Consider the following 14,211-nt stretch of genomic DNA (forward strand, 5'->3'; position numbering starts at 1 on the left):
TATACACACGGCATGTAGTACGGCTGCACATGTGAGCGGGAAGGCGCATGTAAGAGCACCCGTGGTCGGGATATTTACAGGGTGGAGGAGGGCTTGATTCTGAAGAAATCGTATAAAACCAATACGCAGATGTTTATGGCAAATGAAAGGGTGAACAAAAACGCAAACAGGCGGGCCATGCCCTTGTAAAGAGTGGCTAAGGGCACACCAAAAATGATGATGGTCACGTTATGGAAATAGAATTCCACTGTGTAGACTGCGGCAAAAATACAGCCCAGCAATAAAGAAGTCCCCGCTGTCGAGCCCCAGTTGTTTCTAAGGGATACGAAATATTTTCGCTCGTGGCGAAATAAAAGTATCGGGATAAGTATCGTGCAGGCCGCGATTAATGCCGTGTCAGTGATCTTGCCGGACGGGAAGAAATAATTGGTTGCGATCACCAGTGCAGTGTAAAGAATCACAAACAGAGTCTTGGTAGGCATCAGTGTCGCTCTCTTTTTTATTAGGGTGGCGATGGAGGATAAAGTTGTCGGATGGGTAATGGGTTATCAATTCCTGTTGTTGCGTAGCGCCCTAATAAAGTCATAGGCGAAGAAAACACAGGCTGTTGCGACAACAGAGGTGCATAGCCAGATGGCGACCAGTTTTCCTATCTGTAAGTCATCGGTTGCATGAGGCGACCCCGTAATGCTGACGGCAAGGATGTAAACAAAGGCTTTGGCTGTGAAGAGGGCGGTGATCAACACACCCATAAAAACAGAACATCCCAGTGTGGAAACCCAGTTTTCGCTGATTGGCCTGAATTTTTTTTGATGTCGTCCAGCTATTAGCATTGGAATGAGTGCCGCAATAGCTGCGCAAAACGCCATGCCCATCATTGAGGGTAAAGGAATAAACACAATGATTATTATGCTCATGGCCAAATGCAGAATGTAAAACAGGAAGTTGGTTTTCATAGGCTTTCGCAAGGGAAATAATGGATTGTTGCGTCTGGGTAGACGTTCTAGTGTTTAAGTGCGCGTTTAGGGCCGCTATTGCTCAGGCTTCCAGCCTGGTCTGTCTGCGTCATAACCTTGTGTTGGATGGGGCGGGAGCGGGTGGTCTTGCATTAGGGTGGGGAAGCGTAAGTCTGAATTAATTAGGAGTTGCTGATAGAGGTTGTTATATATCGTGTACAGTTGCTCGCTGGGTTTATACCACATAGCGTTATGAGGTGAAGTCTTTGCATTAAAGACTCGTCGCATAATACGTCCTGAGGTGTTGTGGCCTTGTGAAAGAGCAATTTGGTAGTGTTTTAGTGCTTTAGGGAAGTTTGGTTTAATTAGTTCGTGGTAGGTAGCGAGCTCGTAGTTGGCTTGGCCATATCCTTGATCGGCAGCACATTGTGTGAGCTGTAACCCTAATGGTTTATTTTTTCCTATATATATGTATAGTTTTCCAAGCTCTGTAAGTGCAGCCGGATTACCCATTCTTGCGGCCTTGTCTAGAAATGTCAGACCATCTGTGGCTGGATTTTTTACACCCGCCTTATTTCCAATGATTGCCCCCATATTGTAAAAGCCTTGTGGGATATTGAGTTCAATCATGCGCTGATAAAGGTCGATAGCCTTTTGGGTGTCTTTTTCTACACCTCCGGGCCAATCGGTTCGATAGAGGGCGGCCAAGTTATGCATAGCCTTCCAGTGATCGCGCTCTACAGCTTTGCTATACAACTCAACGATGCGATCCCATGGTCGCAAAGTGTCCGGCTTTGCCAGTAGTGCGGCTTCTTGATACCAAGCCTCCGCTAAAGGGTCGAGTGAAGGTAAATAGTCCTTTTCATGAGTGCATACAAAAGGGCGTAATTCTGCCATTACAGGAATGCCTGTAATTAAAAGCAAGAAAAGCATAAAGACACTGAATAGTTGCATGACTATTCCTTAAGGTGGTCGCAGTATTTTGGGTGTTTCATGGATATTCTTTCTCTATTGGTAGTGTTGTTGAATTCGACTATCTTATGAATCAGTTTGCAGAGGAGCTATGAGTTAGGCTTCCAGTTAGGTCTCTCTGCGTCATAACCTTGGGTTGGATGGGGCGGAAGAGGATGGTCTTTCATTAGGGTAGGGAAGCGTAAGTCAGGTTCATTTTGGAGTTGTTGGTAAAGATCGTTATAAATTCTATTCAGATCATCGTTGGGTTCATACCACATCGCAAATTGTGGCTTTGTTTTACGGTTGAATATTCGTTTCATTAAAAATGCGGCGCCATCATGACCTTGCGCAAGCGCTTTTTGGTAATGGAGTATGGCTACTGGAAAGTTTCTTTTCACTATTTTATAGTATGCAGCAAGCTCATAATTTGCGTGGCCATATCCTTGCTCAGCAGCACACTGTGTATACAGCAGTCCAAGTTCGTCTTTGTTGCCTATATATATGAGTTGCTTGCCGAGTTCTGTGAGTGCAGCAGGATTGCCCATTCTCGCAGCCTTGTCCAAAAAAGTCAGACCATCTGTGGCTGGATTTTTAACACCAGCCTTATTGCCAATGATTGCCCCCATATTATAAAAGCCTTGTGGGATATCAAGATCAATCATGCGCTGATATAGGTCGATGGTTTTTTGTGTGTCTTTCTCAATACCTCCGGGCCACCCTGTTCGATAGAGGGCGGCCAAGTTATGCATGGCTTTCCAGTGATCTCGCTTTATAGCTTTGCTATATAATTCCACTATGCGATCCCAAGGTCGCAAAGTGTCCGGTTTCGCCAGCAGTACGGCCTCTCGATACCAAGCATCTGCTAAAGGGTCAAGTGGAGGTAAGTAGTTCTTTTCATGGGCGCACACAAAAGTTTTGGAATCAGCCATCACTTGAACTCCGCAAGTTAATAAGAGAATCAGGGCGATATTTTTTAATGAGCGCATTAGTCCACCGTAAATGCAGGACTGTAGGGTGTGGCTATGTCCCAGAAACGTTGTAGATGCGAATTAAGAGGGATGCCTTTTATCTGAGCTCGCCAGTTTGCATCCATTTGTTCAGTCCAGAACTTGAAGTTTTCAGAAGTTGATGTGTCAACCTCACCCGCATGCATCCCCCACAACTTCTCCCGCAACGACTTCGCCAACACCGGATGAGGATGCGCAATCCCCAATTCCGAGTCGCTGTGCATACTGCGGATATTGATATTGGCGGAACTGAGCAAGGTATAAACGTCATCCACCAACATCAGTTTTGAATGCACGTAGATGTTTTTATATCGAGCTTTAGTTACTGGCGCGTTGAGCTGTACTTCGGCCTCGGCCGACATGGGCAGAGGCGGTGCACTTCCCGGAGCCGGGTCGCTGGTGGCGAGGGTCGCAATGATGATTTTCAGGCCGGGGATTTCCCTGAGTTCGTACGGCTTTTTGTCCGCATCCGTTTTGGCGGCCAGTTCGGCGATCTGTTCCGGGGTCAGGCCGTCCAGTCGTTCACCTACTTCAGGTGTAATGCCCTGCTCAAGCAAGGCGTCGACCTTGGCTTGCAGTTTCTGGATTTTCTCCTGGTGGGCAGGGAGCTGGTAGGGCTGGAAAGGCGGAGTGTTTTTCAGGTGTTCGAGGTCTTCCAGATGCTCCGTCAGGCCTTGAGCCAGATCCCGTTGAACCTGGGGCATGAGCTGTTCCTGGCCCAGCGCCTGAAGCATTTCGTAGGTGGTGCCCGAGGCGGTCTTTGTGTCGGGTGTGTTGGTGACCACGAACAGGTAGATGTCGCCCTTTGCGCCCCGGTTTTTGCGGGTTTTGGCGATGGTGCTCAAGCGCTTGGCAAAGTCGCTGTAACGGAAATACTGGTTTTCCATGTACACGTAGTCGCGGGCGTTGCCAATGGCCTTGATGTAGTGCTCAAGAATGGATTTTTCGCCGTACTGCGGCTGGGTGCGGCACACCTGCGCCACGCTGTGGGCGGTGGTGGTGACTACGTCGGGGATGGGCAGGGCGTCGCGTTCTTTTCGCAGCGATGTATCGGCAAACCAGCGCGTGTACCACGGGTTTTCGAGGTCCCAGGCTTGTGCGAAGTTGTGGCTCAGGTCGACCAGTACCGGGCCGGTGACCTTCATCGAGATGTCTTGCCAAGGGCCGAAGCCCTTGTCGCGACCGGCCTTGAGGTCATCAAACAGGTGGGCGTCGGTGTCCCAGTAGTTACGGTGCAGGTTATGGCCCATCACAAAGCCGATGGCCTGCGGCGTGCCGTAGTCCACCAGCACCATTTTTTGATGATGACTGGCGAACTGGGTCAATAACCCCATCTGGCCGATGCTCAGGTCGCTGATGCCTTCGGCATTGAGCAGGTCGCGCAGGATGGCGAAGCGGCCCCGCACGATGCTGCTTTGTTCGTCATTCATGACGGTTTCGGTGGTGCTGTCGAAGTCGCGGGTGCGGAACTCGACGTTGTTCATGCGCGAGCTATTGACGTTCTTGAACCAGTCTCGTGTGTAGATCTGCCCCCAGGGGTCGTGTTGGGTGCCGCCGGAACCGGAGATTTTGTTGTAACCCTGTGCGCTCTCCTGTTCTTCAGCCAGGCGGTTTATTTCGGCGTTTTCGTCTTGCCATTCTTTTAGGCGCAGGGCGGCTTTTGCCACGAAAACCGGGTCGTAGCTGGGGGATTTGTTTTGGCGCAGGTACTCAGCCAGCAGCAGGTCTTGACCGAGCAAGCCGATTTTTTGCAGATTTTGGGTGCGGCGTTTATCCAGGCGAAACACTTCGTTGTCGGCGGCGCTGCCGTTCATGATCCCCGAACCCAAGGCAGTGCCGCCTGAGCCGCCGAGGCCGATGCCGGGCAGGGTTTTTTCAACGAAATCGGCCAGCACATTACGCCACACCAGCACCCGCACAGTGAGGCCTTGCTTGCCTTTGGCCGCTAGTAAGTCACCCACTCGCAAGCCGCCGGGGCGCTTGAGGCGCATGGCCGGGTCAAAACCCCAGGTGATGATGTCGACACTGTGCCGGGCGTTCTCGATGGCGTCATGAACTGCGCCAAAGGCGGCTTGGCCATTGACCAGCGGCTCGGTCAGCACTCCGGCGCGGGGCGGGTAATAGGAGGTGTTGGCGAACCAGTCCATCGTCAGGTTGATAGGTTGGTTGGGATCGAATTTGAAAGATTCGGGGGAGTAGGGATAGCTCATGCGTCCGGCTCCTCGTTAGGTTTTCTGGGTAGCGCGGCGTGCCCCCTATAGTCTTCGGGCAAGTTGCGGGCTCTATGCTGAGGATCGGCGCTCGTCGGATAAGCGCGATGGCCTTGTTGGGCCAAGTACGGATCAACCGGCAACTCTATGGATGGGGAGTCGAGGCTCATGCTGAAATGATGGCCGTTGTCGAGCTCAACCCTGTAGGTCACGCAGTTGGCGACCGGCTTGAACTCGACGAGCCCGTCAGGCCCGGTTATGCCTTCTTGTATCTGAACTCCGTCAGCCAGCAGTCGGTAAGGCTCGCTCTCATACCCCGGTAAGTCGGGCATCGGTCTGAGGTTGATACTCAACCCCTGATTCTTCTCTGAGTTAAACGTACTTTTGCCTGTCTTTTGGCCCGGTAGGGCGCTCAACGGAGAAGACGGGGTTGAAAGCGGCAGCTGCAGTACGCTGGCCAAAGCTTCGACGGTCATGGGCGTAAGAGGGTTGGCGGCAGTGCCCGGTAGAGGAGCACCTCCCAACTGAATCGGTGTGCTGCTGAATATGCCGCCTGAATTGATCACAATGTGCTGCCCTGCGGCCATCAATGTGAGCGTGGCGCCTGCTGTCACCACCAGGTTGGCGCCTGATTTGAGGGTGATTTCCTGGCCGGCTTCGATGGCGATGAGCTTGCCGGCCAAGGTATGACTGCTGTTGGCGACTTCGCAATGGTCGTTGGCCAGCAGTTGCACCTTGCGATCTCCGCTCACGGTGAGTTGATCTTCGGCTTTGAGCATCAACACGCTGTTGCCGGTGATGAGCTGGTGGCGTTCGCCCTCAATCTGCTCCCGCCAATCGTTGTTGATACGTTGCTCCATATCGCGCTGGGCATGCAGGTAGATCCGTTCCTGGCCTTTGCGGTCTTCCAGATGGAGTTCGTTATAACCGGTGCTGTCCGGGGTACTGCGGCTGCGCAATACGCTACGGGTTTTGTTGGCTGGCAATGGGTAGGGCGGGGGGGTCAAGCTGTTTGACAGGCACGCATTGATGACCGGGCGGTCAGGGTCGGCCTGCAAAAATAAAACCAGTACTTCCATGCCGACTCTCGGCACCGTGACCGCGCCAAACGTGTCACCGGCCCAAGACGAGGCCACCCGCAACCAGCAACTGCTATGATCGTTGTATTGTCCTTGGCGGTCCCAGTGAAATTGAACTTTCACCCGGCCATATTCATCGCAGTGGATCTCATCGGTTTGCGGGCCGGTCACGCGGGCGGTTTGCATACCCAGAACGCGGGGTTTCGGGTGTTTTAAGGCGGGGCGAAAAGGCACGTCCCACGGGGTGGCGATAAAGTCGTTGCGATAGCCCTGATCAAAGCCGTCCGCAGACGGTTTGGCTGCGGCCGTGCCATAGGCGCGCAGCACTTGAGGCTGTTTGCCTTGATGGGTGATTTCGTTTAGCAGCCACAGGTTGTTGTTGAGGGGGTTGGGATGCCCGCCTAGCGCCATTAAATGGCCGGTTGCGAAGGCCGGCTGATCACTTTTGCCGGTGGCCTGGCGACAGTCGATCCGGTGACGTTCAAGTGTGCGCTGGCTGAGCAGTCTGCCGCGCGTTTGCAGCTTGAAATGGCCGGGGTAAACATAGTCTTCCAAGTCCGGGCCACGGCGTTGGTTGTCAGGATGGCTGTCTGCCTTTACCTCCCGACTGGCAGTTTCAAAGTTGTAATCGCGCAGTGTGCTGCGAGTCGGGCGGGTTTTCAGCGCCACTTTGAAGCTATTGACCACCCGCTCTTCGGCAACCATGCCGCTGTCCGGGTGGTAAAGCACAGGCTCATCAAGTTTTGGAAACGCTCTCTGGCCGTCACCAAAAACCAGGCGGTGGCCTTGCGGGCTGTGCTGGAAGTGGTAGTGAATGCCTTCCTCTTCGCACAGACGCTGGATGAAGTGCAGATCGGATTCCTGATACTGCACGCAGTAATTACGCGGTTGATACTGCACATCCAGCGTAAACGCGTAAGCGTCACTGAAAATGCCATGTTCTTCGAGCAGCTGACTGATGATTTGCTCAACCGTCAGTTGCTGGAAAATACGCTGATTTGTGCGCAGATCAAGTAAGGCCAGTTGCGGCACCAGCGTGATGATCAGGTGCGTCAGAGGTGCGTGTTCATCACTGAAGGTAACGGCGTATACATGCCCGTGAATACCGCCGCCCGGTGCCCCGAAAGCCAGAAACCCCGGTCTGTGCAACAGGCCTTCAGGGTCCAGGCTAGGGTTTTCGCTGATCAGTTCAATGTCAAAGGCATAGGGTGTGCTGATGGCCTCTTTGCCTTGGAAGGCCAGTACGTGCAAGTCGTCGGTCAGGCCGTCTAGGCTGAAGTGAAAACGGGGTAGAACGCTTGCCATGAGCGACTCCTTACGCGAAGGCGAACTGACTCGCGTCAGAACAATGAGTCGCGAAAGGTAACAATCCTGATTACATTCTGGATGTAGGATGCGTCCCGTGATTTCAAGGTTAATAACGGTAGTTGCGTAGGACTAATCAACTTTCATGCGAAACATATGAGCCACAGCCTGCTGGCTCATGACGTACAACAAGGCCTACACTGCTTCTCCGCGAAAGGAGCCTGCCATGTTGATTGTTGCTGACGAAAATATTCCGCTGATCGAAGCGTTCTTTGCTGGATTCGGTGAAATACGCCGGTTGCCGGGGCGCCAGATTACCCGCACCGATGTGCATGATGCGGATGTGCTGCTGGTGCGCTCGGTGACAAAAGTCGATCGTGAGTTACTGGAAGGCAGCGCGGTGAGGTTTGTTGGCACCTGCACCATCGGCACCGATCACTTGGCGCTGGATTATTTTGATCAGGCAGGCGTTCAGTGGGCCAGTGCTCCGGGTTGTAATGCCCGTGGCGTGGTGGACTATGTGCTCGGCAGCCTCCTGACATTGGCCGAAATCGAAGGCGTTGACCTGGTACAGCGTACTTATGGCGTGGTGGGGGCCGGTGAGGTTGGCGGGCGTCTGGTCGAGGTGCTACGCGCATTGGGCTTCAAGGTACTGGTCTGTGATCCGCCGCGTCAGAGAGAGGAAGGCGGCGATTTTGCAAGCTTGGCCCACATCATCGAGCAGTGTGATGTGATCAGCCTGCATACCCCCTTAACTAAAAGCGCAAGTGATGCAACCTGGCATCTCTTGGATCTTGAACGCTTGAATCAGCTCAAGCCCGGTGCGTGGCTGATTAACGCCAGTCGTGGCGCTGTCGTGGATAACAGCGCATTGCGTGATGTGCTGACCCGGCGCGATGACCTGCAAGCCGTTCTGGATGTCTGGGAAGGTGAGCCTGAGGTCGATGTCGAGCTGGCGGACTTGTGTGTGCTGGCAACCCCGCATATTGCGGGCTATAGCCTTGATGGCAAGCAGCGCGGAACGGCGCAGGTGTATAAGGCGCTGTGTGATTTTCTCGCTCGGCCCGCAGAGGTGCAGCTTGTCGACTTGCTGCCCGCACCGTGGTTGGCGAGTGTTCACTTGAGTGCCGACAGCGACCCGGCTTGGGCGCTGGCCATGCTGTGTCGTGGTGTCTACGATCCGCGTCGCGACGATGCAGACTTTCGCCGCAGTCTCGTGGGCAGCGCCCAAGAGCAAAAACTGGCCTTTGATGCTTTGCGCAAAAACTACCCGGTACGTCGTGAGATCGAGGGTTTGAGGGTGCACGTCGAAGGTGAGTCAGTCGCCTTGAAGCAATTGGTCAAGGCCTTGGGGGCTGTGCTGGTGTGAGGTGAAACGAACGCTGTAACGGCAGCCACTGTCAGGGTGAGGGCCGTTACAGCGTTAGATGAGAATCAGTCTTTACGAAAAGGCTTGACCAAGCGCTTGTCCAGTTCGTGGCAGGCGTCCTGAATCATTTTTTCCGTGATCAGAATTTCTTTTCCATGTTCATCAATCATCGCGCACCCCAGTGACTGCTGTGGTTGGGTTCGAATCACTGGAATCGCTTGAGCATTGTGTTGCAAATCCATGGCCTGTCTCCTCATCAGGGTGTAGCGCTAATGTAGTTCCGTTTAGTGACCAGGTTGTGACACAACTTGGCGGCCAACCCAGTCCAACAGAAATATCCTGAAACTTCCACCCTCACTTTAGAACATTAAGGCCTAGGCTTGGTTGTCATGGGTCATATTCAAAGCGAGTGAGAAATATTCCCTGACTCAGGCCTTAGACTTTTCACGCACATTCACCCTCTGGATGCCCCGAATGCTTTCATCTCGTCAACGCCGTGCCATTCGTCTGGCGGCTCATTTTGTATCGCCGTACCGTTGGCACGCTGTGGGTGCCTTGCTGGCGCTGGTCGTCACTGCAGGTATCACCCTGTCAATGGGGCAGGGCATCAAGCTGATGGTCGACAAGGGTTTCATGACCCAATCACCGCACTTGCTCAATCAGTCCATTGGCTTTTTTCTGTTGCTGGTTTTGGGGCTTTCGGTGGGGACGTTTGTGCGTTTCTATCTGGTGTCTTGGATTGGTGAGCGGGTTGTTGCTGATATTCGGCGACAGGTGTTTAACCACCTGATCGATCTGCATCCAGGGTTTTACGAGAACAATCGCAGTTCCGAAATCCAGTCCCGCCTGACCACCGACACCACACTGTTGCAGTCGGTGATTGGCTCGTCCCTGTCCTTGTTCTTGCGCAACAGTTTGATGGTGATTGGCGGTGTGGTGCTGCTGTTTGTTACCAACCCCAAGCTCACCAGCATTGTGGTGGTGGCGCTGCCGCTGGTACTGGCCCCCATTCTTATTTTCGGTCGACGGGTACGCAACCTCTCGCGCCAGAGTCAGGACCGAATCGCTGACGTTGGCAGTTATGTGGCCGAAGCCTTGGGCCAGATCAAAACGGTGCAAGCCTACAACCATCAGCAGCAAGACCAGCAGCGTTTTGCAGCCACTGTAGAAAGCGCTTTTGCCACCGCACGCAAGCGAATCGTGCAGCGGGCCTGGCTGATTACTCTGGTGATTTTGCTGGTGCTTGGTGCGGTCGGGGTGATGCTCTGGGTCGGCGGTATGGATGTCATTGCCGGGCGTATAACCGGCGGTGAATTGGCGGCGTTCGTGTTCTACAGCCTGGTGGTGGGGAGTGCGTTTGGCACCCTGAGTGAAGTGATTGGCGAATTGCAGCAGGCAGCCGGTGCGGCTCAACGGATTGATGAGTTGTTGCAATCGAAAAGCCTGATTGAGCCTCCCGCGAGTGATGTGCAGGTTTTGCCTGAGCGTGTGCAGGGCAACTTGCAGCTTGAAGACCTGTATTTCGCCTACCCTTCGCGCCCGGATAACCATGCGATTGAAGGGCTGAGCTTAACGATCAAAGCGGGTGAAACTCTGGCACTGGTCGGGCCTTCAGGGGCGGGTAAATCCACCTTGTTTGATTTGCTGCTGCGTTTCTATGACCCGCAGCGGGGCCAGATTCTGCTCGAAGGTCTGCCCATCGCCCGGCTAGACCCGCAAGACCTGCGGCGTTGTTTTGCCTGGGTGTCGCAAACCCCGGCGTTATTTTTTGGCACCATCGAAGACAACATCCGTTATGGCAATGCTCACGCCAGCGCCGACCAAGTTGAAGCCGCGGCGCGTATTGCCCATGCCCATGACTTTATTTTGCAAATGCCTGACGGCTATCAAACCCATTTGGGTGATGGCGGTCAGGGCTTGTCCGGTGGGCAGCGTCAACGGTTGGCGATAGCCCGGGCGCTGTTGGTGGATGCACCGATACTGTTGCTGGACGAAGCCACCAGTGCGCTGGATGCTCAGAGCGAACATTTGATCCAGCAAGCCTTGCCCAGCTTGATGAAAGGTCGCACAACGCTGGTCATTGCCCACCGTCTGGCGACAGTGCAGAACGCTGACAGGATTGCGGTCATGGACCAAGGCAAACTGGTCGCCATTGGCACCCACACGCAGTTGATCGCCAGTAATGCGCTGTATGCGCGGTTGGCGGCGTTGCAATTTAATGGCGGGGTGGCAGAGAGCGTATAAGCAGCTGCAGGCACCTATAACAACCTGTAGCCGCTGACGAGGCACGAAGGCTGCGATCGGCGGCAGAGCCGTCGTAAAAACCTGACACTGCGAAGTGGCATCGTTTGCGACCGCTTCGCGCTCGATCGCAGCCTTCGTGCCTTGGCAGCGGCTACATTGATGCTCTTTGCCTTATCTAATAACTCCCCAGTCAAAACTGACGGGGAGCAGGGCATGTCTGCTTCGTATTCCGAAGAGAGACACGAGGCGCCTTACCAGGCCAATCTGACCCCGGAAGATAGGCGCCGCTTGCTGAAGGCCGAGCAGCTTGAGGAAAGCAAACGCCAGTGGATTGAGCAGGCCAAAGCGGCCGTGAACAGGCTTTGACGCCTAGTAAAAGGTACGCTCGGCCTTGAAGGTCAGCAGTCCGTCGCACTGGCTGTTTTGCCCTGAATAGGCGGAACACTCGGCGCCATCGAGACTGGAGTCGCTGTAGATCACGTTCAGGTCAATGCCCATCCACGGGCGCGAGAAGGTCACCGACCAGTCATTGAACGCGCGCACGCTGCCACCTTCGGCGATGGACACGGGGGTGCCCAGTTGGTGGGTGGTGTATTTCATGCGCACCCCGACGCCAAACGGCTGATTGACGCCCAGGTCGGCAAACAGCGTGCTGTCGTGCCGGTCCGGGTCATTGCTGAAGGCCGCACCAAAGCGGGTGCCCAGCACGGTAAGCCCGGCAAAAATCTGCTGGCTGTCGAGCGAGGTAACTTTGGGGTAGCTGTAATGAATCAGCCCCAGCTCGTAGCTCAGGCTTTGGTCGAAAGGGTGTTTGTAGCCCAGGTAGGAGTCGACTTCGAGGTTGCTGCCGGGTTTTATGCCCATAGTCGGGGCCCATTGGCCCACATACCAGCCGCTTTCATGGGTCACATCCAGGCCGCCGTGAAAGGTCGAGCCGGGACTGGTGGGCTTCACCAGGCCCTGGGCCATGCTGCGGGTCGGTTGCGTGGCGAGCTTGAGGTCGAAATCACCCAGCTCGCGGGAAAACACTTGCGCATTCACTGCCGTGCTGGCCAGCAGCGTGCCGGTCAGCAGTAACGCCTTTGTGAGCATAGTGACCTCCTTGGCAGCTGGAAGGCTTGATTTAGACGCTTCAGAGCATACGGATGAATGCCGGCCGACGAACGCCGTTCGTCAGTTTTTTGTGTGATCAGAAGGTTTTGTGCGAAATAAACAGGGTCAGGCGAGAGTCCTAGCGCCTTGGGGGGCAAAGCGCATAAGGACCGGATGACGCGGGGAGTGTTACTTTTTGCCGAGCGTAATTTGCTTGGAAGGGCCGAAAGTTTGGCCGCTGACACCTTTGTTGATTTGCTGGATTTCGCCGCCGGACTTCAAGAATGCTTCGATTTGAGCATTGATGGAATCACTGGTTTCAACAGCGGGAGCTGGCTTTGCTTTGCTGGCGGATGCTTTTACGCGCATGGCGGCTATTGACCTGTAGAAAATAACTAGGTCGGTGATAGTACCTGAAAGGCTTGACAAATGCTTGTTAAATATCTTTCTAAAATAACTGGGGCGCGCGGTGAATACATATAGTCGTCCACCAGAGAGTTCTATAACTCGCTGTTTTAATTCATAACCCCATCACTTTTCAGACGCTTGCGGGGCTGGCTTCAACCCTTGCTGACCGGCCTTTGACTGACGAATGGCATCCAGGGTGCGACAAAAAGTCCTGATATATCAGGCGTCTCAGCGTTTTTTTGATGGCCGGGCGGCACCGCGCCAATGTGCCCACCTAAACTCGGGTAGAATGCGCCCACGTAATGAGGGTATTGGACATGGCTTTAATCGGTCGCTACAACAGTTTGCAAGTGGTTAAACATACAAACTTTGGTTTGTATCTGGATGGTGGGGCAGACGGCGAAATACTGTTGCCTAACCGATATATTCCTAAAGATATTCCAAGTGAAGATGAAGACTGGCTTAACGTCTTTGTTTATTTGGACAGTGCTGACAAGTTAATTGCCACCACTGAAAAACCTAAAGTTCAGGTCGGTGAATTTGCCAGCTTGAAAGTCGTGGAAGTTAATAGCATTGGCGTGTTCCTGGATTGGGGCCTGCCGAAAGATTTGCTGTTGCCGTACTCCGAAGAAAAACGCCAGATGACCGCCGGCGAATATGTCGTGGTTCACGTCTACCTCGACAAGCACACGCGCCGCATTACCGCGACGGCTCGTCTTGACCGTTACCTGGACAAAACCCCGGCCAACTATCAAGTGGGCCAGGAAGTGGATTTGTTGGTGGCAGAAGCCACGGACATGGGCTTTAAAGCCGTGATCAACAACAAGCACTGGGGCTTGATCCACAAGAACGAAATCTTCAAGTTCATGCGTGCGGGCAAGCAAGAGAAAGGCTATATCAAGGAGATTCGTGCTGACGGCAAAATCAGCCTGAGCTTGCAGCCGGTCGGGCAAGAAGCCTCCAGCAGCTTGAACTCCAAGATCCTCAGCCAGTTGCGTGACAACAACGGCGTGTTGCCGGTCAGCGACAAAAGTGCGCCTGAGGTCATCAGCAACCTGTTCGGTGTCAGCAAAGGCAATTTCAAAAAAGCCATTGGTGCGCTCTACAAGGAAGGCAAGATCGCGATCCACCCGGACCGCATCGAGTTGATCTGAATACAACCCAAGGAGGTCGGCATGAGCAAGGCAGTGTGGGCGTATAGCGGTGCGTTACTGGCTTTTCTGGTGCTCGACGGCCTGTGGTTGGGTGTGCTCATGAGCTCTACCTATAAAGAGCTGCTGGGTCCACTGATGCTGGCCCAGCCCAAGTGGGGGCCAGCCATTGTCTTCTACCTGATGTACGTATTGGGCGCAGTGTATTTTGTGGTACTCCCGGCCCTGAGCCGAGGCAGTGCGCGCAGAGCTGCACTGGGCGGTGCGTTCTTTGGGTTGGTGGCCTATGGCACTTACGACATGACCAACTGGGCGACGCTGCAAGGCTGGTCGGCCCAGTTGGCCTTGATGGATATGGCATGGGGCGGTTTATTGACCTGTCTCGCCTCACTCTCGGGTTATTGGACCGCTCGCAAAATGGCGGCTTGATCCGTTT

The 14,211-nt window shown here is 54.0% G+C and carries 14 protein-coding genes; 5 read left to right on the forward strand and 9 right to left on the reverse strand.

Going from position 1 to position 14,211, the window contains the following annotated elements:
• Positions 1-74: 74 nt before the first annotated feature.
• The 6 genes from EQV93_RS20160 to tssI form a co-directional block, all read right to left on the reverse strand.
• Positions 75-482: a hypothetical protein gene (locus EQV93_RS20160; RefSeq protein WP_240892313.1), complete on the reverse strand. Its 408-nt coding sequence runs from the start codon at positions 480-482 to the stop codon at positions 75-77.
• A gap of 66 nt (positions 483-548) precedes the next feature.
• Positions 549-956, reverse strand: a complete 408-nt coding sequence (locus EQV93_RS20165; protein WP_240892314.1) for a hypothetical protein — start codon at positions 954-956, stop codon at positions 549-551.
• A 75-nt stretch (positions 957-1,031) separates the two neighbouring features.
• Positions 1,032-1,910, reverse strand: a complete 879-nt coding sequence (locus tag EQV93_RS20170; protein WP_240892315.1) for a tetratricopeptide repeat protein — start codon at positions 1,908-1,910, stop codon at positions 1,032-1,034.
• A 107-nt stretch (positions 1,911-2,017) separates the two neighbouring features.
• Positions 2,018-2,896, reverse strand: coding sequence for a tetratricopeptide repeat protein (locus tag EQV93_RS20175; RefSeq protein ID WP_240892316.1), 879 nt, complete (start codon positions 2,894-2,896; stop codon positions 2,018-2,020).
• Positions 2,896-5,127, reverse strand: coding sequence for a phospholipase D-like domain-containing protein (locus tag EQV93_RS20180; RefSeq protein ID WP_240892317.1), 2,232 nt, complete (start codon positions 5,125-5,127; stop codon positions 2,896-2,898). Before EQV93_RS20180 ends, EQV93_RS20175 begins: the two co-directional genes overlap by 1 nt.
• Positions 5,124-7,511 carry a type VI secretion system tip protein TssI/VgrG gene (gene tssI / locus EQV93_RS20185; protein ID WP_240892318.1) on the reverse strand — a complete coding sequence of 796 codons (2,388 nt, stop codon included), beginning with the start codon at positions 7,509-7,511 and terminating at the stop codon, positions 5,124-5,126. The genes EQV93_RS20180 and tssI overlap by 4 nt, the downstream gene beginning before the upstream one ends.
• 226 nt (positions 7,512-7,737) lie before the next feature.
• Between tssI and pdxB the strand changes: the two genes are divergently transcribed.
• Complete coding sequence (gene pdxB / locus EQV93_RS20190; RefSeq protein WP_240892319.1) at positions 7,738-8,880, forward strand: 4-phosphoerythronate dehydrogenase PdxB; 1,143 nt, start codon at positions 7,738-7,740, stop codon at positions 8,878-8,880.
• A gap of 65 nt (positions 8,881-8,945) precedes the next feature.
• Here pdxB and EQV93_RS20195 read toward each other — a convergent pair whose 3' ends face one another.
• The gene (locus EQV93_RS20195) at positions 8,946-9,122 is read right to left on the reverse strand and encodes a PA1571 family protein (RefSeq protein WP_240892320.1); all 177 of its coding nucleotides are present in this window, start codon (positions 9,120-9,122) and stop codon (positions 8,946-8,948) included.
• Between the two features lie 223 nt (positions 9,123-9,345).
• Here EQV93_RS20195 and EQV93_RS20200 point away from each other — a divergent pair, with 223 nt between their 5' ends.
• Together EQV93_RS20200 and EQV93_RS20205 are read left to right on the forward strand one after the other, a co-directional pair.
• Positions 9,346-11,124, forward strand: a complete 1,779-nt coding sequence (locus EQV93_RS20200; RefSeq protein WP_240892321.1) for an ABC transporter transmembrane domain-containing protein — start codon at positions 9,346-9,348, stop codon at positions 11,122-11,124.
• 213 nt (positions 11,125-11,337) lie between these two features.
• Positions 11,338-11,490 carry a hypothetical protein gene (locus EQV93_RS20205; protein ID WP_240892322.1) on the forward strand — a complete coding sequence of 51 codons (153 nt, stop codon included), beginning with the start codon at positions 11,338-11,340 and terminating at the stop codon, positions 11,488-11,490.
• 3 nt (positions 11,491-11,493) lie between these two features.
• Here EQV93_RS20205 and EQV93_RS20210 read toward each other — a convergent pair whose 3' ends face one another.
• Both EQV93_RS20210 and EQV93_RS20215 read right to left on the reverse strand, forming a co-directional pair.
• Positions 11,494-12,216 (reverse strand): TorF family putative porin, encoded by a 723-nt coding sequence (locus EQV93_RS20210; RefSeq protein WP_122783866.1) that lies wholly within the window; start codon positions 12,214-12,216, stop codon positions 11,494-11,496.
• 189 nt (positions 12,217-12,405) lie between these two features.
• Positions 12,406-12,585, reverse strand: a complete 180-nt coding sequence (locus tag EQV93_RS20215) for a hypothetical protein (RefSeq protein WP_003441690.1) — start codon at positions 12,583-12,585, stop codon at positions 12,406-12,408.
• 356 nt (positions 12,586-12,941) lie between these two features.
• On the opposite strand from EQV93_RS20215, the gene EQV93_RS20220 reads away from it, so the two are divergent.
• Both EQV93_RS20220 and EQV93_RS20225 read left to right on the forward strand, forming a co-directional pair.
• A complete protein-coding gene (locus tag EQV93_RS20220) occupies positions 12,942-13,778 on the forward strand; it encodes a CvfB family protein (protein WP_122783865.1) in 837 nt (278 codons plus the stop codon).
• Positions 13,779-13,799: 21 nt separating this feature from the next.
• Positions 13,800-14,204, forward strand: coding sequence for a DUF2177 family protein (locus EQV93_RS20225; protein ID WP_146386399.1), 405 nt, complete (start codon positions 13,800-13,802; stop codon positions 14,202-14,204).
• Positions 14,205-14,211 lie beyond the last annotated feature (7 nt).

The sequence above is a fragment of the Pseudomonas sp. TMW22091 genome, assembly GCF_022496705.1.
GTDB classification, from domain to species: Bacteria; Pseudomonadota; Gammaproteobacteria; order Pseudomonadales; family Pseudomonadaceae; genus Aquipseudomonas; species Aquipseudomonas saxonica.

Coding starts and splice junctions, on each gene's coding strand:
- EQV93_RS20205 (WP_240892322.1), top strand. CDS start 11,338: ATGTCTGCTTCGTATTCCGAAGAGAGACACGAGGCGCCTTACCAGGCC.
- EQV93_RS20210 (WP_122783866.1), bottom strand. CDS start 12,216: ATGCTCACAAAGGCGTTACTGCTGACCGGCACGCTGCTGGCCAGCACG.
- EQV93_RS20220 (WP_122783865.1), top strand. CDS start 12,942: ATGGCTTTAATCGGTCGCTACAACAGTTTGCAAGTGGTTAAACATACA.
- EQV93_RS20170 (WP_240892315.1), bottom strand. CDS start 1,910: ATGCAACTATTCAGTGTCTTTATGCTTTTCTTGCTTTTAATTACAGGC.
- EQV93_RS20195 (WP_240892320.1), bottom strand. CDS start 9,122: ATGGATTTGCAACACAATGCTCAAGCGATTCCAGTGATTCGAACCCAA.
- EQV93_RS20215 (WP_003441690.1), bottom strand. CDS start 12,585: ATGCGCGTAAAAGCATCCGCCAGCAAAGCAAAGCCAGCTCCCGCTGTT.
- EQV93_RS20175 (WP_240892316.1), bottom strand. CDS start 2,896: ATGCGCTCATTAAAAAATATCGCCCTGATTCTCTTATTAACTTGCGGA.
- tssI (WP_240892318.1), bottom strand. CDS start 7,511: ATGGCAAGCGTTCTACCCCGTTTTCACTTCAGCCTAGACGGCCTGACC.
- EQV93_RS20165 (WP_240892314.1), bottom strand. CDS start 956: ATGAAAACCAACTTCCTGTTTTACATTCTGCATTTGGCCATGAGCATA.
- pdxB (WP_240892319.1), top strand. CDS start 7,738: ATGTTGATTGTTGCTGACGAAAATATTCCGCTGATCGAAGCGTTCTTT.
- EQV93_RS20225 (WP_146386399.1), top strand. CDS start 13,800: ATGAGCAAGGCAGTGTGGGCGTATAGCGGTGCGTTACTGGCTTTTCTG.
- EQV93_RS20200 (WP_240892321.1), top strand. CDS start 9,346: ATGCCCCGAATGCTTTCATCTCGTCAACGCCGTGCCATTCGTCTGGCG.
- EQV93_RS20160 (WP_240892313.1), bottom strand. CDS start 482: ATGCCTACCAAGACTCTGTTTGTGATTCTTTACACTGCACTGGTGATC.
- EQV93_RS20180 (WP_240892317.1), bottom strand. CDS start 5,127: ATGAGCTATCCCTACTCCCCCGAATCTTTCAAATTCGATCCCAACCAA.